The organism is Candidatus Omnitrophota bacterium (assembly GCA_025453395.1).
Classification (GTDB): Bacteria; Omnitrophota; Gorgyraeia; order Gygaellales; family Profunditerraquicolaceae; genus JAlOQK01.
Genome location: JALOQK010000001.1, coordinates 148,145 through 167,188, shown reverse-complemented (window position 1 = coordinate 167,188; position 19,044 = coordinate 148,145). Strand labels below are relative to the sequence as shown.

The window sequence follows — 19,044 nt, the reverse complement described above, 5'->3', positions numbered from 1 at the left end:
TTTGTAAAATGGAAAGCGCGAAACTGTTTAACATTCAGGAAGTCTTAGCACAGGTAATAAGTTTTTTGCTGCTTCTTTTTTGTTTGCGCATATTCTTGTGGAAAAAGGTGCTTAAATTTCTTGATGACAGGAAGCAGCGCATTGCCACAGAGCTTAAGCAGATAGAAGAGGCTAAGCTGGATGTATCTAAAATTAAACAGGATTATCAGGATAAAGTTGATAAAATTGAAGAATTAGCTCTTCAGAAAATCCGGGAGTCTATTGAAGAAGGCCATAAGCTTACCGAGGAAATTAAAAAGAAGGCGTATCAGGACGCGCAAGATATTATTGCTAATGCCCGCGCAAGCGTAAAATACCAGCTTAACAAGGCAAAGCAGGAAATAAAAGAGGATATCGTGAATATGGCGCTTTTGGCCGCGCAAAACCTTGTTCAAGAGCGGCTTACTGAACAGGATGACAAGAAGATCGTGGAGAATTTTCTGGACAATCTGGATGAAAAATGATAAAGAATGAAATTTTGGCGAGAAGATACGCGGAAGCTTTTTTAAAACAGGCCAAGGAAAGTTCCACCATAGAGCAGGCAGTGCAGGAGTTTAAGAAACTGCGCGAATTATTAAGGAACAACCCTGATATATTGGAATTATTGCGCGCCCCACAGCTTGCCTTGGGCCAAAAGCATGATTTTATTGATAAGATCGCCGCAAGTTATGTTTCAAAAGATATGTGTAATTTCTTAAAACTTTTAGTTGAGAGGTTCAGGATCGGCATGATTCTTGACATCGCCGAATATGTCAGGTTTTATTATACCCATCCGGATGAGGTAGATGCGGTTTTAAAAACAAGCCTGCCCTTAGATTTGGAATTGTTAACCCGCATAAAGAATAAATTGGAGGAGAAATTTAATTCAAAATTTAAGCTTTATTTAGAGCTTGACGGCAGCCTTATGGGCGGGATCCAGGTAGTTATCGGAAATACCGTTATAGATGGTTCGGTGCGCCGCAGGTTTGAGGACCTAAAAGAAAAGCTTTTAAATGTGAGGACAGATACATGAGCCAGCTTAAACCGGAAGAAATAACTTCAGTAATAAAGAAAGAATTAGACAGGTATAAGACCCGCCTTCGCACGGAGTCAGTAGGAGCGGTTATCCAAGTCGGGGATGCTATCGCCCGCGTGTATGGGCTGGATGATGTGATGATCGGGGAATTGATAGAATTCCCCGCAGGTGTCTTAGGCCTGGTTTTAAACCTTGAAGAAGATAGCGTGGGCGCGGCAATCTTTGGGACAGATAATCCAGACCAGAATATTAAAGAGGGCGATATTGTTAAAAGAACCGGTAAAGTCGCTCAGGTTCCCGTAGGAGAGCCGCTTATAGGAAGGGTAGTCGGCGCTTTAGGAAGGCCCCTGGATGATAAAGGCCCGATTATTACAAGTAAATACAGGAATATTGAGGCCGGTTCTCCTAATGTTATAGAGCGCCAGCCGGTGAATACGCCGCTTTTAACCGGGATCAAGGCCATCGACGCTATGACCCCTATCGGAAGAGGCCAAAGGGAATTGATCATTGGCGACCGGCAGACTGGAAAGACCGCTGTCGCCATAGACGCGGTGATCAATCAAAAAGGAAGAGGTGTTTATTGTATTTATGTGGCTATCGGACAGAAAATCTCAAGCGTGGTGGCGATTTCTCAAACCTTACAGAAATACGGGGCAATGGATTACACCACCATCGTTAGCGCCTCTTCGCGCGCGTCAGCGTCTTTGCAATATTTGGCTGCTTATTCAGGATGCGCCATAGCCGAAGAGTTGATGTATTCAGGAAAAGATGTCTTAATAATTTATGATGATTTAACCAAGCACGCCCAGGCATATCGGCAGATCTCGCTTCTTTTGCGCCGGCCTCCGGGAAGAGAGGCGTATCCGGGTGATATATTTTATCTGCATTCAAGGCTCTTGGAGAGGTCCGCCAAATTAAGCGATGCAAAAGGCGCAGGCTCCATGACCGCTTTGCCGATAGTTGAGACGCAGGCAGGAGATATTACCAGTTACATTCCGACTAATGTCATTTCTATTACCGACGGGCAGATCTATCTTGAGAATGACCTTTTTTACGCTGGGGTGCGCCCGGCGGTCAATGTGGGGTTATCGGTTTCTCGCGTGGGGGCAAAGGCGCAGGCCAAACCCATCCGCCAGGTGGCTTCCAAACTGCGCCTGGACTTGGCGCAATACCGGGAGTTGGTAGCTTTTACTCAATTTGGGACAGAATTAGATAAAACTACACAGGTTCAGCTTAACCGGGGCATTCGCATGGTAGAGATACTGAAACAACCGCAGTATGAAGTTTTATCCGCAGAACGCCAGGCGATAATTATTTATTGCGGCATAAACGGTTTTCTTGATGAGCTTCCGGTTGAATCGCTAAAGAAATTTGAAACCTCTTTTTACCAATATTTAGAAGAAAAATATCCTTTGCTTGAGAAACAGATCGAAGAGAAATCCGGCATACAAGAGAATAGTAAAGTTGATTTAGAGCAGGCGGTAATATCTTTTAAGGAAGAATTTAAGAAAACATGGCCATCCCTTTAAGGCAAATCAAGAACCGTATTAAAAGCGTGGAGAATACCCGCAAAATAACGCAGGCCATGCAGATGGTTTCCGTCTCTAAACTGAATCGCACTCAGCGTTTCCTGGAGGCATCGCGGCTTTATTACCAGAAATTATCCTTTTTGCTGGGCCGCGTGGTCAACCTGTATAAACCCGGCCATCCGTTTTTAAATCCCAATAAATCACAGGGCCTTACATTGATAGTGTTTACTTCGGATAGCGGGTTGTGCGGCTTGTATAATAATAACATAATCCGCTGCGCGCAAGATTTTATCCATAAAAATCCCCGGCCGGAAATAAAACTTATTATCGTCGGAAAGAAAGGCTATAATTATTTTAAGAAGAATAAGGCGGTGAAGATAGCCAGCGCTTATTTGGGGCTAAACGGCCGTTATAGCGATAAATTGCATGATGATCTGATCAAGGGGGCTTTAGATTCTTTTTTGTCCGGTGAATCAGGAGAAGTCCACATATGTTACACTAATTTCAAGAACGCCCTTCATCAAAATCCTATGGCAGAAAGAATCCTTAGTATCCGTGCGCCTGTTTCGGATGAGCCTAAAAAGATAAATTATATTACCGAGCCCGGAATAGGCGAGATATTGGATAGCTTGTTAAAGGCGTATTTATCGGCGCAGATGAGATTTATTCTTTTCTCAAGTTTTACCTGTGAGCATGCTTTAAGAGGCGTGACCATGAAAATGGCTACTGATAACGCGCGCGAATTATTGAGCAACCTGGTGCTTTTGAGGAATAAGCTCAGGCAGGCGAACATTACCAGGGATATTACAGAAATAATTTCTTCAGCGGAAGCACTTAAGAGATAGAAGTTAATAAAGAAAATAAAGTATGGGTTGTGCGTTGTGGGTTATGATTCTAGGGTGAGGGTGGGTTGTGTGGGAATCTCCAACCCTAATCTTACTACCCATAACCATTTCACATCCTTTAATTATTGACGGAGGACAGAAATATGGCAATAGGAGAAGTAATTCAGGTAATAGGCCCCATTGTAGATATAAGGTTTCCGGATAATGAGGGGCCGCAACTTTTGAACGCAATCAAGATCCACAACGATAAGGACAAGACAAACCTTATTTTAGAGGTATCCCAGGATATCGGCAATAATACTGTGCGCTGTATTTCTTTGGGCTCTACTGACGGTTTAAGCCGCGGGCTTAAGGCGGAAGACTTAGGCGAGCCGATTAAGGTGCCGGTAGGCAGGCAGGTATTGGGCAGAATTTTTAATCTTTTAGGAGAGCCCATTGATGGTAAAGGGCCTGTGGAGGATTCCTCCATGACAAACTCTATTCATCGCCAGTCGCCTCCTTTTTCAGAGCAGCTTCCCATCGCGAACATTTTGGAGACAGGAATGAAAGTTATTGACCTTTTGGCGCCTATCCCAAGAGGAGGGAAAGTCGGATTATTCGGCGGAGCCGGAGTCGGCAAAACCGTGGTAGTTATGGAATTGATAAGGACCATTGCCACTGAACACGGAGGCGTATCGATATTCGCAGGCGTTGGCGAACGTACCCGCGAGGGCAATGAATTATTTATGCAGTTAAATGAATCCGGGGTTATTAAAAATAGCGCGCTTGTCTTTGGGCAGATGAATGAGCCTCCGGGGGCAAGGCTTCGGGTAGGGTTATCGGCTTTGACCATGGCAGAATATTTTCGCGATACAGAAAGAAAAGATGTGCTTCTTTTTATTGATAATGTTTTTCGTTATATTCAGGCAGGTTCTGAAGTATCTACGCTTTTGGGCCGTATGCCATCCGCAGTAGGTTATCAGCCTAATTTGTCTACGGAAGTTGCGCAATTAGAAGAAAGGATCGCTTCCACGAGAAACGGCTCGATAACTTCTATCCAGGCGGTTTATGTGCCGGCGGATGACCTGACTGACCCCGCGCCAGCGGCGATATTCGCCCATTTAGACGCCAAAATTGTTTTGTCACGGCAAATCGCGGAATTAGGCATTTATCCCGCGGTAGATCCGCTTGATTCTAATTCGCGCATTATTGACCCGCGGATCATCGGGGAGGAGCATTATGAGACAACCTTAAAAGTGCAAAGAGTGCTTCAGCGCCACAAGGATTTAAAGGATATTATCTCGATCTTAGGCATGGATGAGCTTTCTGATGAGGACAAACTTGTTGTTTCACGCGCCAGAAAAGTGCAGAGATTTTTTTCACAACCGTTTTTCGTAGCGGAAACTTTTATCGGGATGAAAGGTAAATACGTAAAGCTTCAGGATACCATTAAAGGCGTTAAGATGATCATTGATGGCGCTCTTGATGACCTGCCGGAGCAGGCCTTTTACATGGTCGGTTCAATTGAGGAAGCGCAGGAAAAGGCAAAGATATTAATGAAATAAAGCCATAAACATGAATAAAGAATTTAACGTATACATATTGAGCCCGGAAAAGATTATCTACGAAGGCAAGGCCTGTTCTGTTGTGCTTCCCGCTTTTTTAGGCTATCTTGAGGTTTTAAAAGATCACGCCCCGCTAATGGGAAAACTGCAAAAGGGCAGGATTAAAATAACCAAATCCGATAAAACCCAACAGTTAATTCAATTAGAAAAAGAAGGCTTCTTTGAGGTAGTTAATAATAGTTTAAATCTTTTGTTAAGTTAAATACGGGCAGAAAACACAAGTTGACAAGGGATGAATTTTTATATACAATATCTTTGTTATGGAAAATAGCGATCTCCAGCATACAGGCGCAGAGCGCCGAAGGTTTTCCCGGCTTAAAATCCGTTTAGCCATTGTCTATCAGGTTGACAAGCCGTTGTCCGTGCGTATGCAGGTCGGGGAAAAAGAAATCCTTGCCACAGCCCTTGATCTGTCCGAGGGTGGGCTTGCCATTTCCACTAATTATGACCTTCCGGTGGGGGTAATTTTAGTCATTAAATTTACTCTCTTCAGGGTTGAAGATGATGGGAAGGTTAATTTCTACGGGCCGATGGAAATACAAGGCGAGGTCCGCTCTAATGTGGTTATCCCCAATGACGTGCGCCGCTTAGGCATATGTTTCTTAAAGATACAAGATAAAGATAAACAGGAAATCTCTGATTTTGTAAAGCTGGCGCTAAGCCGCTAATTTTCATGAAGACAATCTTCAAGCAGCCTTATTTAAAAAACGAGGCTGCTTTTTTTATGCGCCTTGCGATTAAAGAGGCGCGGCGTAATCTGAAAGAAAAAAAAGGCGGGCCCTTTGGCGCCTGCATCGTAAAAGATGGAAGAATTTTAGCAGTAGCGCGCAATACTGTCTTAATAAGTGACGCTACCTCTCACGCGGAAGTCAACGCCATAAGAACTGCCTCACGCAAGATAAAGAGTTTTGACCTAAACGGTTGTGTTATCTACTCTACAACTGAACCTTGCCCGATGTGTTTTAGCGCTATCCACTGGGCAAGGATAGAAGGGGTGGTTTATGGGACGAATATTCAAGATGCCAAAGCCTTAGGATTTAATGAATTAAAGATTACAAATCAGATGATGAAAAGAATCGGCAAGAGCAGGGTAAAAATAATCAGGGATTTCTTGCGCGAAGAATGCTTGGAATTGTTTGAGGCTTGGAACAAGATGCCGGGGAAAAGGCTATATTAAATAACCAATAACCAAGTTTACAATAACCAAATAATAGCCAATGACCAATTTTTCAATAACCAAACTTGTTTGGTTTATTGGTTATTGATTATTGGAATTTATTTGGTGATTGTGATTTGGTGTTTGGTTATTTACTTCTAAGTTATTTGACATTTGTCATTTTTCTATGGTATATTAATCAAAAAGGGGCGGGTATGGCTGATATCGTAAAAAGAAAAATATTAGTAGTTGATGATGAGCCAGACGTATTAGAATATTTAAAGAAGGTTTTGGGGCGCGATAATTTTGAAGTTGCCGTAACTGAAAAAGGCACGCAAGCAATAACTTTGGCAAAATCATTTAAGCCGAATTTAATCATCTTGGATCTTTTCTTGCCGGACATGGAAGGAAGCGAAGTGGCTTCGCAGCTTTCAAATGAATTATCCACGCGCGATATCCCGATTATTTTTTTAAGCGGAGTGGTGGTAAACCGGGGGGATAATATTTCCGGGCAAAAATCCGGCAGGCATTATATCATGGCCAAGCCAGTCAGCCCCCAGGAAATCTTAGCGATGATTAAGAAAATTCTGGGGTGAGCCCTGGGTTATGAATTGTGAGTTTAAGATGGGGGGTGGGCTGTTAGGTTGCAGCTGGCAACATTTTACTTGACCTGTTTTAAGTCAGTGGTATGATTTAGGAATATAAGAATAGGACAACGGAGTCCTTCCTTAATATAGGAAGGACTATTTTTTTTGGGTAATCCTGCCTAATAATAAGGCAATTATTGCATACAGAGTCATCAGAAAGGAGAAAAGAAATGAATTTGCGCTCACCCGGTGGAAGCGACGCCACCAGAACGTTTAATCGTTCGAAAAACGTTGTGCCCTGTTCAGGTTTGTGTTCTCGTTGTTTGGAATCGTGCCGTGGCAATTGCGAGGTGTTCAAGTCTTCTTTTCGCGGGAGAGAGGTCATTTATCCGGGGCCTTTTGGGGATGTAACCGCTGGAGGCGATAAAGATTATCCAGTTGATTATTCACATCTTAATATCCAAGGTTATGCCCAAGGGGCGAAAGGACTTCCTAAAGGCACAGAGGGAAATTCTGACACCGCTATTTTCCCTTCAGTAGATACAGAAACCGAATATGGATGGGACAAGAAAGTAAAAATGAAGGTGCCTATTTTTACCGGCGCCTTAGGTTCAACAGAGATCGCGCGCAAGAATTGGGAACATTTTGCTATTGGAGCGGCTATTTCCGGAGTAACTATTGTCTGTGGGGAAAATGTCTGCGGCATTGACCCGAAACTTGAGCTTGATTCCAAGGGTAAAATCACCAATGCCCCGGATATGGATAGAAGAATTGAATTGTATAAAAGGTTTCATCAGGGCTACGGAGAAATTTTAGTGCAGATGAACGTGGAGGATACGCGTTTAGGCGTAGCCGAATACGTCAGCAAAAAACACAAACTTGATACCATTGAATTAAAATGGGGCCAAGGTGCCAAGTGTATTGGTGGAGAAATAAAAGTTAAAGATATTGAAAGAGCCAAGGAACTAAAAAGACGCGGGTATATTGTTACTCCTGATCCGACGTCAAAAGCCGTCCAGGAAGCTTTTAAAGCCGGCGCGATTAAAGAGTTTGAAAGGCACTCACGTTTAGGCTTTGTTTCCGAAGAAGGTTTCATGAAGGAGATCAAACGCTTAAGGGCCTTAGGTTTTAAGAGGATTACTTTAAAAACCGGGGCTTATTCCATGCTTGAATTAGCCCAAGCCTTAAGGTTCGCCTCAGAGGCTAAGGTGGATTTGTTAACCATTGATGGGGCTCCCGGCGGAACAGGGATGAGCCCGTGGAGAATGATGCAGGAGTGGGGTATCCCTACATTCTATCTTCAAGCGCTTACCTATGAGTTCTGCGAGAAATTAACCAAACAAAAAATGCGCATTCCGGATTTGGCGATTGCCGGTGGATTTGCTCTTGAGGACCATGTGTTTAAAGCCATTGCCATGGGCTCTCCATATGTTAAGGCAGTTTGTATGGGAAGGGCTTTAATGATCCCCGGCTTTGTAGGTAAAAACATAGGCGAGTGGATTAAGAACAATAATCTTCCTCCGAATGTAGCTGAATTTGGTACCAAGCCAGAGGAGATTTTTGTTTCTTACGAAGAGTTAAAAGAAAAATATGGCAGCGACATGAAAGATATCCCCTTGGGAGCAGTTGGTATTTATACTTTCTCTCAAAGGATAAGAGTTGGCTTACAGCAGTTAATGGCTGGCTCAAGGAATTTCTCTTTGAAAACTATTTCGCGCAATGATCTAATGACCTTAACGCGCGAAGCAGAGGAAGTTTCCGCTATTCCGTATGTTATGGATGCCTATCGTAAAGAAGCGGAGAAAGTTTTAACAGGAAAATAAGCAAGGCAAAAAACAGGGGGACGGTTCTATTTTTCTATTCGCTAGCCTAGTAGAAAAATAGAACCGTCCCCTTTATTTTTTATTTATTTATGATAAGATAGTCACATGGCAGAAAACATTATAGAACAGATAGAGATTCTATCGCAGGCCTTCTCAGCGCAGCTTGTGATGCTGGACGTCAGTTCCCAAGAAGGGATAAAAGAATTCTTAAGCCAGTATCAACAGATCGCGGACTTAGCGCGGGTTAATCGCTTATCAGCAATAGAAAAAGTTGCCGCGCTTTGCCACGAATACGCAAACGCCGCTTTTCTTAAAAACGACAAAGTTTTATTTAAGAAGACTTTGTCTTTTAGCGCAGAAATCTTAAGTAAGCAAATCGCCTATGAAAAGGACAAGACCGGTCTATCCATACATCCCGACTGGTTAATCCGCAAATTTAAGGAAATTGATCTTCCGCAGGGGGAAACTGCCCAAGTCCATTCTTTTTCCGATTCTCAGCTTAGAGAAATGCCAGATTTTATTGCTCATGCCAAAACGATTATTGAGGCAACAAAGAAGGAAATAGCGCAGACGGTAAATCATCCTGATCATAAAGATTATATTCAAGCGCTATTGAGGGTGTTTCATGGCATTAAGGGGCAAGCAAGGATTTTAGGGCTGGTTAATATCTCAGATCTTTGCTGTGAAGTAGAAATCCTGTTAGATAGGTTAAAAAGCAAGAAAATAAATTTTTCTGTGGAGATGCCGGGTTTGATCCTGGAGGCTTTAGATTTATTAAATAACTTGCTGGATCTTTTAAAAAATAATCCGGAAGAAGCACTAAATGGGGATATCGGCCGGTATAAAGCAAAGATCGATAATTTGATCATTCATGGGGATAAGAAATCCGTGGTTACGGATGAGTTTTCGCCCAAGATCCCGGTCCTGGATTTTTCTTATGGCAGAGAAGTAATCGAGGAGTTTATTTCTGAATCACGCGAACATATGACAAGCGCGGAAGAAGCTTTATTAAAATTAGAGAATGACCCGCAAGATCCCGAACAGATCAATAAGGCCTTGCGCGATTTTCATACCGTAAAGGGTTTGGCAAGTTTCCTTAATTTGGATGACCTGCGCGTGTTGACACATGATACGGAAGCGATGATGGACATGGTAAGAAGAGCCACCCTGCCTTTTACTCATGAAATTTCTGAAGCAGCCCTGGCATCCATAGACGCAATCCGCAAGCTTTTGGATTTATTGTCCGAGCAGGTAGCTAATAATGGCCGGTTGGAAAGCGCATACTTTGATGCGGGGCCTGTGGATATTGCCATTAGGAATATCGTAAACCGTGTCACTGTTTTGGTGGTAGGCTTTACCAAGTCTAAATTGGGAGAGTTATTGATAGAAAAAGGCATTATTACCGAAACAGACCTTAATAAGGCCCTTGATAAACAAAAGAAAGAAATTCTTCCTAAGAAGATAGGCGAGATATTAGTGGAAGAGCGCATGGCTACCGTCTCGCAGATTAAAAGGGCGCTTGATGATCAGTATAAGGGTGATACTATTGAAGCAAGCATAAAGATCCCGGTTGCAAAATTGGATAGTTTGATTGAAATGGCAGGAAAACTTGTAGTTACAAGCGCTCAGATTTCAGGTAACCCTCATGTTAAATCTTTTGAAGATAAGCGGTTTTTTGATGATATGCAGCAATTGGGCAGGATCGTTCAGAATATCCATGATGTCTCCATGTCTTTGCGTATGGTTGCGATCAAGCCTGTTTTTCAGAAAATGACCAGGCTAATACATGATCTTTCCCGCAAGATGAATAAAGATGTTGAAGTGCGTATTTCCGGGGATGAACTTAAAATTGATAAGAACTTAGTTGATCTTTTGGGGGATCCTTTGCTGCACATGGTGCGTAATTGCCTTGACCATGGATTAGAAAGCCCCCAAGAGCGCCTGGAAAAAGGCAAGCCGGCAAAAGGCATAATTTCTTTGAGCGCTTATCAGCGAAGCGGAAATATCGTTATTGAGGTAAAGGATGACGGCAGGGGGATCAATAAGGATAAGATTTTAAAGAAGGCCATAGAAAATGGCCTATTGCGCGAAGGCGAACAAGTTGACGAAAATCGCTTATTCCAGTTAATGTTTATTCCCGGTTTCTCCACCGTGGATAAGGTTACTGATCTTTCCGGAAGAGGCGTAGGCATGGATGTGGTAAGAGAAAATATTGAGCAATTAAAAGGGAAAATTGAAGTGATCTCGGAAGAAGGCAAGGGAAGCATTTTTTTACTAGAGCTTCCGCTTAAATTCTGCGTGCCTTGTGAGGCCTGAATATCAGATAAAAGCGTTGTGAATTAACCGGCAACGGGGAGGGGATATGTTTAAGATCGAAGATATTATGTCCAGGAGTATCGTTACAGTTAAGAAGGATACTAATATTTACGATGCGATGAATATGATGCTTGAGCATAAGATAAGTGGGCTTCCGGTGGTGGATGACAATATGCGCCTTGAGGGGATCATCAGCGAGAAAGATATATTAAAGATCTTGGTTGATGGACAGGTAACCGACACTCAGAAAGTAGCCGATTACATGAGAAGCGAAGTGGTAAGTTTCTGTCCGCAGGACAGCGTGGTGCAGGTCTGTGAATTTCTGATACAGAATCCTTTTAGAAGGGTGCCTATCCTTAAAGACGGGATATTAGTGGGCATTGTGGCAAGGAGGGATATCATATCTTTGATCCTGCGGTTAAGGTCAAAGATAAAAAAAAGCTAAACAGCTGTCAGCTATCAGCTAAATTATAGGAATGAGTAGTGAGGATGAGTAATGAGATTAGGATGAGAATTAGTTTGAGGAGAAAATTTAAAGATTTTCCCCATACCTCACTCTCATCCCAGTCCCACGACTCACGCCCCACGTCTCATTCTTACGCTTACTTGGCAATTCTTTCCCTTGACAAGACCAGATTCTATGCTATATTATAACTAATTACGATGAAGTAATAAGGCAAAGATGCCTTCTCCCCCCAAGAGAAGGCTTAATTATTAATAGACACAGGCGTCTTTTATCCTCATAAAGAGGACGAAAGGCGCCTTTTGCTTAGTAAAAGCACACCGGCGCAATACCGATAAGCGCCGGGTGTAGATATTAACAAGTGACACCCCGCTTTATAGGATAAGCGGGTGCGTCCTTACTGGACAGCCATATGAAAAAAGATAATTTAAAGATAGCTTTAGCGCAAATCAATTGTACGGTAGGAGACCTTCATGGTAACCGGGATAAGATTATATCTTATGTCCGGATGGCTGAAGAGTTGGGGGCGGATGTTGTGTCCTTTCCGGAATTGGCCATTACCGGGTATCCTGCGGAAGACCTGCTTTATAAAAATAAATTTATAGAAGACAACTTAAAGATTTTGAAAGAAATCGCCTCAAGGGTGGGAAATGTTATTTGTATTGTAGGTTTTGTGGACAAAAAAGCCGGCAAGCTTTATAATGCCGCGGCAATTATTTACAAAGGTAAAATTATTGGGTCCTATCACAAAATGCTTCTTCCTAATTACAGCGTTTTTGATGAAAAAAGGTATTTTTCCCGCGGGCAGAAGCCTGTTGTTTTTAAGATAGGCAAGTTAGTTTTTGGGGTGAATATTTGTGAGGATATCTGGCATGATGACGGGCCGCTTAAAGAACAGGTAAAAAAAGGCGCGCGGTTTATTTTTAATATTAATGCCTCTCCATATCACATGGGCAAAATAAAGATGCGCAAGCGGATCATTTGCCAGCAAGCAAAAAAGAACAAGCTGCCTATTGCCTATACAAATCTGGTTGGCGCTCAGGATGAGCTTGTTTTTGACGGTAATAGTATGGTAGTTGATCAAAACGGTAAGATCATATCTTTTGCTTCAAGCTTCAAAGAAGATTTTCTTTTTGTGGATACGCAAGAAGAGAATCAGCCCGTAGGGATAAAAGCCATGGGAGAAATAGAAGAAGTTTACAGCGCGCTTGTTTTGGGCTTGAAGGATTATGTCCATAAAAATGGTTTTTCTAAGGTGGTTTTGGGATTAAGCGGCGGAATTGATTCCGCTTTAGTTTTGGTCTTAGCGGTAGATGCTTTGGGCAAAGATAATGTGAAGGCGGTTTTTATGCCTTCACGTTATTCTTCCCAAGAATCAGAAATAGACGCGCGAGCGCTTTGCGAGAATGCCGGCGTGGAACTATTAAATATCCCTATTGAGCATATTTATAAAATGTGCCTTATGGCACTTGAGCCGCATTTTACTGGAATGCCTAAGAATATAGCTGAAGAAAACCTTCAGGCGCGCATACGCGGCAATATGCTGATGGCCTTGTCCAATAAATTTGGATACTTAGTTGTTACTACCGGGAATAAATCCGAGATGTCCACTGGCTATGCCACGCTTTATGGTGATATGGCAGGAGGGTTTGCTTTGATCAAAGATGTGCCCAAGGTATTAGTGTATAAATTAGCTTATTACCGTAATAGTCTATCCGCGGTTATACCGGATAGGATCCTTACTAAAGAGCCTACCGCGGAATTAAAGCCAAACCAGAAGGACAGCGATACTTTGCCTGTTTATGAAGAGCTTGATCCTGTACTTAAGGCTTACGTGGAAGAAGATCGGGATTTAGAGGAAATGATAAAAAGCGGTTTTGATGCGCAAGTTGCCTCTCGGGTTATTTCTATGGTGGATAAAAGCGAATACAAGCGTCGACAATCGCCTCCGGGAGTTAAAATTACCCCTAAGGCATTTGGCAGGGACAGGCGCATGCCGATCACTAATAAATACAAGGAAGGCTTGAAATGAAACAAGATTTCTCTGGGACGCTTAAAAGAATAACTCCTAAATTAAAGGGCATCGCCTACAAATTAGCCGGGATGGTGCCTTTTTTGAATCAAGAGGACTTGTTCCAAGAAGCCCTTGTGCATCTGTGGGTTGGTTTCCGTGATAGTGAATTACAGGATAAAACCGATAGTTATATATTGCAAGGATGTTATTTTCATTTAAAGAATTATATCCGCACTGTTTCCGATAAGAAACAAACTATGAGCCTTGATGCTTTTGTGAATGATAACAATACGACTTTGGAGAAAATTCTTCCCGTAGAAGACAGTAATTTATTCTTGGAACAGTTAAACAGCCAGTTTATTTTTCAGAAAATAAGAAATAACGGGTTGACAAGCCAAGAAAAAGAAGTGTTTAATTTATATTATCAGGGGTTAAGCGCCAGAAAAGTTGCTTCTCGTATGGGCCTTTCTCATGTGCGCGTACTAAGGCTAAAAGATAATATAAGGAAAAGATACCAGCATCTTCTTCAAGAATAAAAGATTTTAGTTACCAGTAAGTCGTATTTTTTACTTGTAGTAGTAAGAGAAACAAACACATTGATGTGTTAACATTGAAAAGGTGTTCTTCCATATAAAGAACCCCTTTTTGTTGCAGTAAGCAACACACCCGCGCAATTCAGATAGGCGCGGGGTGTGATCAAGACGCAGACGTCTTTCTTTTTGGGCCAATAGTGGCCTCAAAGGGAAGGCGTCTTTATTTTATAAAGGGAGGATTACATGATAAAACGTTTTATTGCAGTAATGATTATTGCAGTAGGCAGCTTGTTTCTTAGCTTGGGTAGTGTTTGGGCGCAAGATAAAAGTGCTTCAGAAGGAATTTTATCGGATTTGGGTTTTACAATATCAGGGGATTTGAATTTTAGCTCTATTTATATGTGGCGCGGGATAATGCTGGATGGGGACGCGGTAGTACAGCCGGGAATATATTTGACTTCAGTAAATAGCAAATTAGGCAAATTGAAATTTGGTTTTTGGGCGAGTCAGCCTATGGAAAAACAAGATAACTTAAATTCCAGCGAAATTGATTATATTGCCGAATATAGTTATAGTTTTCCGGTCTTGGATTTCATCTTAGGGCACACCTATTATGATTTCCCGGATGGCTTACCTCTTGATGGAGCAGCTAAAGCTTTTAGCCGTGAGGCGTATGTAGCGTTTGCGTTCCCTAAACTTTTCTTGTCTCCTTCGGTTTACTATTATTATGATTATGGCAGAAAAGACGACGGTGGCGGAGAGGGTAGTTACACAGTCTTAAACGCAAGTTACAGTCAACCGTTTACTTTAAGCAATCACAATATGAGTTTGGATATCTCTGGGCATATCGGCTCAAACAATAAACTTTATTACCGCGGCAAAGGCGGAGATTTTGGCACGACTTTAGGCGTTACAATGCCCTTAACAAAGAATTTAACCTGTAAGCCTAATATCAGCTATTCACTGCCCTGGGGCAATATAAGTGATAAGGGCAATGGGAATCAACAAGCAAGGGTTTATGGCGGGGCGTATTTAAGCTATATATTTTAAGAAAGGCAGGGTGAGAATATGATTAATGCAGGAGATACGGCGTGGGTTTTGATTTCTTCGGCGTTGGTATTGCTGATGACTCCGGGCTTGGCTTTTTTCTACGGGGGGATGGTTAGGAAAAAGAACATGTTAAGCGTCTTGATGCAATGTTTCATTATTATGTGCGTATTGAGTTTGCAATGGGTTTTGTATGGTTATAGCTTGTCATTTCATCCAGGCAGCGGTTTTTGGGGTGGGTTTGCTTGGGCAGGTTTAAAGGGCGTGGGTTTAGAGCCTTACGCAGATTATGCCGGGACTATTCCGCATCAAGCCTTTATGATTTTCCAAGCCATGTTTGCCATTATTACTCCGGCGCTTATTATCGGAGCATTTGCCGAGAGGATGAAATTCTCCGCGTTTATTGTTTTTACTCTTCTCTGGGCGACTTTTGTTTATGACCCGTTATGCCACTGGGTTTGGGGTGTAGGAGGTTGGTTAAGAAATTTAGGGGCATTGGATTTTGCCGGAGGAACGGTCGTGCATATTAATGCCGGTATCGCAGCTTTGGTTACCGCTATTGTAATCGGAAGGCGTAAGAATTTGGATTCCAATGTTCCTGTTCCGCATAATCTGCCATTTGTAGTATTGGGCGCTGGCTTATTGTGGTTTGGCTGGTTTGGTTTTAACGCCGGAAGCGCCTTAGGGGCGAATGGTTTGGCAGTAAATGCCTTTGTGGTTACCAACACTGCAGCCGCAGCCGCAGGTTTATCCTGGGCTTTAATAGAATGGATACGTAACGGCAAGCCCACAATGTTTGGGTTGGCATCCGGAGCTGTCGCAGGTTTAGTGGCGATTACTCCCGCCGCAGGCTTTGTGAGTGTTATGCCGGCAATTGTTATCGGGCTATTGGTCAGCGTGTTCTGTTTTATTGCTGTAAGTTTGGTCAAGCCTAGATTCGGTTATGATGATTCATTGGATGCTTTTGGGGTGCATTGCGTGGGCGGGATTTGGGGAGCATTAGCCACAGGATTATTTGCCTCTAAGATGGTTAATCCTGCTGGAGCAGATGGATTTTTCTTTGGCAACCCAAAGTTGTTACTGGTTCAATTGGGCGCGGTTTTGGCAACTATAGTTTATACTATAATAGTTACTTTTGTTATTTATAAAGTTGTAGATTTATTCTTTGGAGTGCGCGTATCGGATAAAGAAGAGGCCATAGGCCTTGATTTAACCCAGCACAGGGAAAGAGCGTATACAGTATTGGAATAACAAAAAAGCTAAAAACTAAAAGCGCAAAGCGTAAAACTATAGCGTAAAACTTAAAACTTTTAAATTTTGAATTTTGGTTTTGCATTTTTCGCTTTAAGCTTTTCGCTAAAAAGGGAGGATTTATGAAACTTATTATAGCAATCATCCAGCCTCACAAACTTGAAGAAGTGAAAGAACAGCTTTACAAGGCGGAAGTCAATTTAATTACCGTCAGCGAAGTTTTAGGCCACGGCAGGCAGATGGGGGTTACCGAAGTCTACAGGGGCCACAAAGAAACGGGAAATCTCTTAAGAAAAGTGCGCCTGGAAATAGCGGTAAACGAAAACTTTGTTGAGCCAACGATAAAAGCAATCATCAAAGGCGCCAAAACCGGTGAAACCGGTGATGGTAAGATCTTTGTTTTGGACCTTAAGGAATGCGTGCGCATCAGGACAGAGGAAAAAGGTAATGTCGCAATTGGGTAAAAATTTTCCCAGAAAGGGCAACACCGGATCGTCATTTTGGGCCGGGTGTAGATATAAGAGGGGCAAGACTATTTACTTGTTTTTTATTTGAGATTTGAACAAATTTAAGGTATAGTGTACTATAATCATTCAAATTAAAAGGGGGCAAACATGTCGGTAAGACAAGAGGCATTAGCGAATATTAAAGGTATTGTATTGGATAAAAATGAGGCGCCGAAGAAAGTTTCTTCTTATTTTGGCTCTAATACCTTTGGCATGGAGACCATGGAGAAGCTTATTTCCAAGGATACCCTGGAGGCATTTAAGAAATGGATGTCTGAAGGAAAGACTATTTCCATTGAACAGGCAAATGAAATTGCCAATTGCATGAAAGACTGGGCGATTGCCAAGGGGGCTACTTATTATACCCACTGGTTTCAGCCCATGACCGGTTTAACTGCCGAGAAACACGACAGTTTTATCTCTATTACCGGGCCGGGAAAAGTTATTGAGAAGTTTTCTGGAAACAAGCTTATTCAGGGAGAACCGGATGCTTCAAGTTTCCCCTCTGGGGGCATACGCGCCACTTTTGAGGCCCGTGGCTATACTGCCTGGGATCCTTCAAGCCCGGCATTTATTATTGAAAGCAAGCTTGGCAAGACTCTTTGCATCCCGACGATATTTATTTCTTACCATGGAGAGGCGTTAGATAAGAAACTTCCGCTTTTACGTTCGGACGAAGCATTAAATAAGGCTGCGATTGGTTTGTTGAAACTTTTCGGCCATAATAACGTAAAAAAAGTTTTTTCCACTTGCGGACCGGAGCAGGAATATTTCCTGATCGATAAGAATTATTATAATTTGCGCCAGGACCTGATCATGACTGGGCGTACTTTAGTAGGCGCAGCCAGCCCCAAGGGGCAGCAATTAGAGGATCAGTATTTTGGCACCATTAAAGAGCGGGTAGTTAATTTTATGTTTGAAACAGCCGAAGAAGCCTATAAACTGGGAATTCCAGTAATGACAAGGCACAATGAGGTGGCTCCGCATCAATATGAATTTGCCCCGATTTTTGAAGAATCCAATATTGCCGCTGACCATAACCAGCTGTTGATGGACATCATGAAAAAAGTGGCGCTTCGCCATAACATGGTCTGCCTTTTACATGAGAAGCCTTTTGCAGGGATAAACGGAAGCGGAAAACACCTTAACTGGTCTTTGTCTGATGATAAGGGGAACAACCTTTTGAATCCCGGCCAAACACCCGAAGACAATCTGCAATTTTTGGCAATACTGGTTGCGGTCTTGCGCGCTGTTTATATCCACGCTGATTTATTGCGCGCGTCAGTGGCTATGGCAGGCAATGAACACCGTTTAGGCGCCAATGAAGCTCCTCCGGCTATTTTAAGTGTTTTCTTAGGAGATCAGCTAAGCGGAATTCTGGATATGATCGAGAAAGGCGCTAAGGGCAAAGTTTCCAAGGCGGATATCATTGATTTAGGAATTGCCCGGCTTCCCAAATTCAATAAAGATATGACAGATAGAAACCGCACTTCGCCATTTGCTTTTACCGGCAACAAATTTGAATTCCGCGCGGTGGGTTCATCTCAGAATATTTCTACGCCGATTGCGGTGATAAATACTATTATCGCGGAATCGCTTGATTTTGTAGCGGAGAGGATTAAGAAGGCGCAAGCCGGCAATAAAGATTTTAACAGCGCATGCCTTAAGGTTATTGCAGAGCTTGTTAAAGAAACTAAAGATATCCGCTTTGAGGGCAATAACTACGCGCAAAGCTGGATAAAAGAAGCGAAGAAAAGGGGCCTTGCTAATGTGGCTTCTACGGTTGGCGCGTTAGGGGCGTTAATTGATGAAAAGAACATTTCTCTCTTTGAAAAATATAAAGTTTTCTCAAAAGATGAGATTGTCGCGCGTTTCCATATTTGGGTGCATATGTATAATCTGACCCTGGAGATTGAAGCCAACACTCTAAACGAGATGGTTAACGCCTCTATTGTGCCTGCGGGGAAAGAGTATGAAAAGCTGCTGGCAAATAACTTGGAGAATTTGGTGCGGCTTAAAAAAGATGCCAAGTTAGACGTTGACGCGAAGGTTTTGACTGACCAGAAAGACCACTTATCTGACGTGGTGACAAAGATCTATTATGTCAGGCGCAATGTTGGCGAAATGACAAAGCTTCTGGAAAAGGCGGCAAAATTAGACAATGAAAAACGGGCTGAACTTTATTTTGAACAGCTGAAGCCATTGATGGAGCATATCAGGAAACACGTTGATGCTTTAGAGATGGTTGTTTCTGATGAGCATTGGGATCTGCCTAAATACAGGGAAATGCTCTTTATTAAGTAAAGAAAAGGTTAC

18 protein-coding genes are annotated in these 19,044 nt (G+C 42.5%); all 18 read left to right on the top strand.

What is annotated here, in order from left to right; translation table 11 throughout:
- Positions 1 to 8: 8 nt before the first annotated feature.
- The 18 genes from atpF (at position 9) to MUF05_00760 (ending at position 19,032) form a co-directional block, all read left to right on the top strand.
- Complete coding sequence (atpF, locus tag MUF05_00845; GenBank protein ID MCU0665633.1) at positions 9 to 503, top strand: F0F1 ATP synthase subunit B; 495 nt, start codon at positions 9 to 11, stop codon at positions 501 to 503.
- A complete protein-coding gene (atpH, locus tag MUF05_00840) occupies positions 500 to 1,051 on the top strand; it encodes an ATP synthase F1 subunit delta (GenBank protein ID MCU0665632.1) in 552 nt (183 codons plus the stop codon). Before atpF ends, atpH begins: the two co-directional genes overlap by 4 nt.
- The gene (gene atpA / locus MUF05_00835; protein MCU0665631.1) at positions 1,048 to 2,583 is read left to right on the top strand and encodes a F0F1 ATP synthase subunit alpha; all 1,536 of its coding nucleotides are present in this window, start codon (positions 1,048 to 1,050) and stop codon (positions 2,581 to 2,583) included. The genes atpH and atpA overlap by 4 nt, the downstream gene beginning before the upstream one ends.
- Positions 2,568 to 3,428, top strand: a complete 861-nt coding sequence (atpG, locus tag MUF05_00830; protein ID MCU0665630.1) for an ATP synthase F1 subunit gamma — start codon at positions 2,568 to 2,570, stop codon at positions 3,426 to 3,428. Before atpA ends, atpG begins: the two co-directional genes overlap by 16 nt.
- 143 nt (positions 3,429 to 3,571) lie before the next feature.
- Positions 3,572 to 4,972 (top strand): F0F1 ATP synthase subunit beta, encoded by a 1,401-nt coding sequence (gene atpD, locus MUF05_00825; protein ID MCU0665629.1) that lies wholly within the window; start codon positions 3,572 to 3,574, stop codon positions 4,970 to 4,972.
- Between the two features lie 10 nt (positions 4,973 to 4,982).
- Complete coding sequence (locus MUF05_00820) at positions 4,983 to 5,234, top strand: hypothetical protein (protein MCU0665628.1); 252 nt, start codon at positions 4,983 to 4,985, stop codon at positions 5,232 to 5,234.
- A gap of 58 nt (positions 5,235 to 5,292) precedes the next feature.
- Positions 5,293 to 5,700 carry a PilZ domain-containing protein gene (locus MUF05_00815; protein MCU0665627.1) on the top strand — a complete coding sequence of 136 codons (408 nt, stop codon included), beginning with the start codon at positions 5,293 to 5,295 and terminating at the stop codon, positions 5,698 to 5,700.
- 56 nt (positions 5,701 to 5,756) lie between these two features.
- Positions 5,757 to 6,209, top strand: coding sequence for a nucleoside deaminase (locus tag MUF05_00810; GenBank protein MCU0665626.1), 453 nt, complete (start codon positions 5,757 to 5,759; stop codon positions 6,207 to 6,209).
- Between the two features lie 194 nt (positions 6,210 to 6,403).
- Positions 6,404 to 6,784, top strand: a complete 381-nt coding sequence (locus tag MUF05_00805) for a response regulator (protein ID MCU0665625.1) — start codon at positions 6,404 to 6,406, stop codon at positions 6,782 to 6,784.
- Positions 6,785 to 7,005: 221 nt separating this feature from the next.
- The gene (locus MUF05_00800; GenBank protein MCU0665624.1) at positions 7,006 to 8,598 is read left to right on the top strand and encodes an FMN-binding glutamate synthase family protein; all 1,593 of its coding nucleotides are present in this window, start codon (positions 7,006 to 7,008) and stop codon (positions 8,596 to 8,598) included.
- Between the two features lie 105 nt (positions 8,599 to 8,703).
- Entirely contained in the window at positions 8,704 to 10,914 is a 2,211-nt protein-coding gene (locus tag MUF05_00795; protein ID MCU0665623.1) for an Hpt domain-containing protein, read from the top strand.
- 46 nt (positions 10,915 to 10,960) lie between these two features.
- On the top strand, positions 10,961 to 11,359 hold the full coding sequence (locus MUF05_00790; protein ID MCU0665622.1) for a CBS domain-containing protein: 399 nt from the start codon (positions 10,961 to 10,963) through the stop codon (positions 11,357 to 11,359).
- Between the two features lie 430 nt (positions 11,360 to 11,789).
- Positions 11,790 to 13,409, top strand: a complete 1,620-nt coding sequence (locus tag MUF05_00785) for an NAD+ synthase (GenBank protein ID MCU0665621.1) — start codon at positions 11,790 to 11,792, stop codon at positions 13,407 to 13,409.
- Positions 13,406 to 13,927 carry a sigma-70 family RNA polymerase sigma factor gene (locus tag MUF05_00780; GenBank protein MCU0665620.1) on the top strand — a complete coding sequence of 174 codons (522 nt, stop codon included), beginning with the start codon at positions 13,406 to 13,408 and terminating at the stop codon, positions 13,925 to 13,927. The genes MUF05_00785 and MUF05_00780 overlap by 4 nt, the downstream gene beginning before the upstream one ends.
- A gap of 240 nt (positions 13,928 to 14,167) precedes the next feature.
- On the top strand, positions 14,168 to 14,974 hold the full coding sequence (locus MUF05_00775; protein ID MCU0665619.1) for a hypothetical protein: 807 nt from the start codon (positions 14,168 to 14,170) through the stop codon (positions 14,972 to 14,974).
- 21 nt (positions 14,975 to 14,995) lie between these two features.
- On the top strand, positions 14,996 to 16,222 hold the full coding sequence (locus MUF05_00770; GenBank protein ID MCU0665618.1) for an ammonium transporter: 1,227 nt from the start codon (positions 14,996 to 14,998) through the stop codon (positions 16,220 to 16,222).
- Between the two features lie 122 nt (positions 16,223 to 16,344).
- Entirely contained in the window at positions 16,345 to 16,686 is a 342-nt protein-coding gene (locus MUF05_00765; GenBank protein MCU0665617.1) for a P-II family nitrogen regulator, read from the top strand.
- Positions 16,687 to 16,836: 150 nt separating this feature from the next.
- Positions 16,837 to 19,032, top strand: coding sequence for a glutamine synthetase III (locus tag MUF05_00760; GenBank protein ID MCU0665616.1), 2,196 nt, complete (start codon positions 16,837 to 16,839; stop codon positions 19,030 to 19,032).
- Positions 19,033 to 19,044: the final 12 nt, after the last annotated feature.

Coding starts and splice junctions, on each gene's coding strand:
- atpF (MCU0665633.1), top strand. CDS start 9: ATGGAAAGCGCGAAACTGTTTAACATTCAGGAAGTCTTAGCACAGGTA.
- atpH (MCU0665632.1), top strand. CDS start 500: ATGATAAAGAATGAAATTTTGGCGAGAAGATACGCGGAAGCTTTTTTA.
- atpA (MCU0665631.1), top strand. CDS start 1,048: ATGAGCCAGCTTAAACCGGAAGAAATAACTTCAGTAATAAAGAAAGAA.
- atpG (MCU0665630.1), top strand. CDS start 2,568: ATGGCCATCCCTTTAAGGCAAATCAAGAACCGTATTAAAAGCGTGGAG.
- atpD (MCU0665629.1), top strand. CDS start 3,572: ATGGCAATAGGAGAAGTAATTCAGGTAATAGGCCCCATTGTAGATATA.
- MUF05_00820 (MCU0665628.1), top strand. CDS start 4,983: ATGAATAAAGAATTTAACGTATACATATTGAGCCCGGAAAAGATTATC.
- MUF05_00815 (MCU0665627.1), top strand. CDS start 5,293: ATGGAAAATAGCGATCTCCAGCATACAGGCGCAGAGCGCCGAAGGTTT.
- MUF05_00810 (MCU0665626.1), top strand. CDS start 5,757: ATGCGCCTTGCGATTAAAGAGGCGCGGCGTAATCTGAAAGAAAAAAAA.
- MUF05_00805 (MCU0665625.1), top strand. CDS start 6,404: ATGGCTGATATCGTAAAAAGAAAAATATTAGTAGTTGATGATGAGCCA.
- MUF05_00800 (MCU0665624.1), top strand. CDS start 7,006: ATGAATTTGCGCTCACCCGGTGGAAGCGACGCCACCAGAACGTTTAAT.
- MUF05_00795 (MCU0665623.1), top strand. CDS start 8,704: ATGGCAGAAAACATTATAGAACAGATAGAGATTCTATCGCAGGCCTTC.
- MUF05_00790 (MCU0665622.1), top strand. CDS start 10,961: ATGTTTAAGATCGAAGATATTATGTCCAGGAGTATCGTTACAGTTAAG.
- MUF05_00785 (MCU0665621.1), top strand. CDS start 11,790: ATGAAAAAAGATAATTTAAAGATAGCTTTAGCGCAAATCAATTGTACG.
- MUF05_00780 (MCU0665620.1), top strand. CDS start 13,406: ATGAAACAAGATTTCTCTGGGACGCTTAAAAGAATAACTCCTAAATTA.
- MUF05_00775 (MCU0665619.1), top strand. CDS start 14,168: ATGATAAAACGTTTTATTGCAGTAATGATTATTGCAGTAGGCAGCTTG.
- MUF05_00765 (MCU0665617.1), top strand. CDS start 16,345: ATGAAACTTATTATAGCAATCATCCAGCCTCACAAACTTGAAGAAGTG.
- MUF05_00760 (MCU0665616.1), top strand. CDS start 16,837: ATGTCGGTAAGACAAGAGGCATTAGCGAATATTAAAGGTATTGTATTG.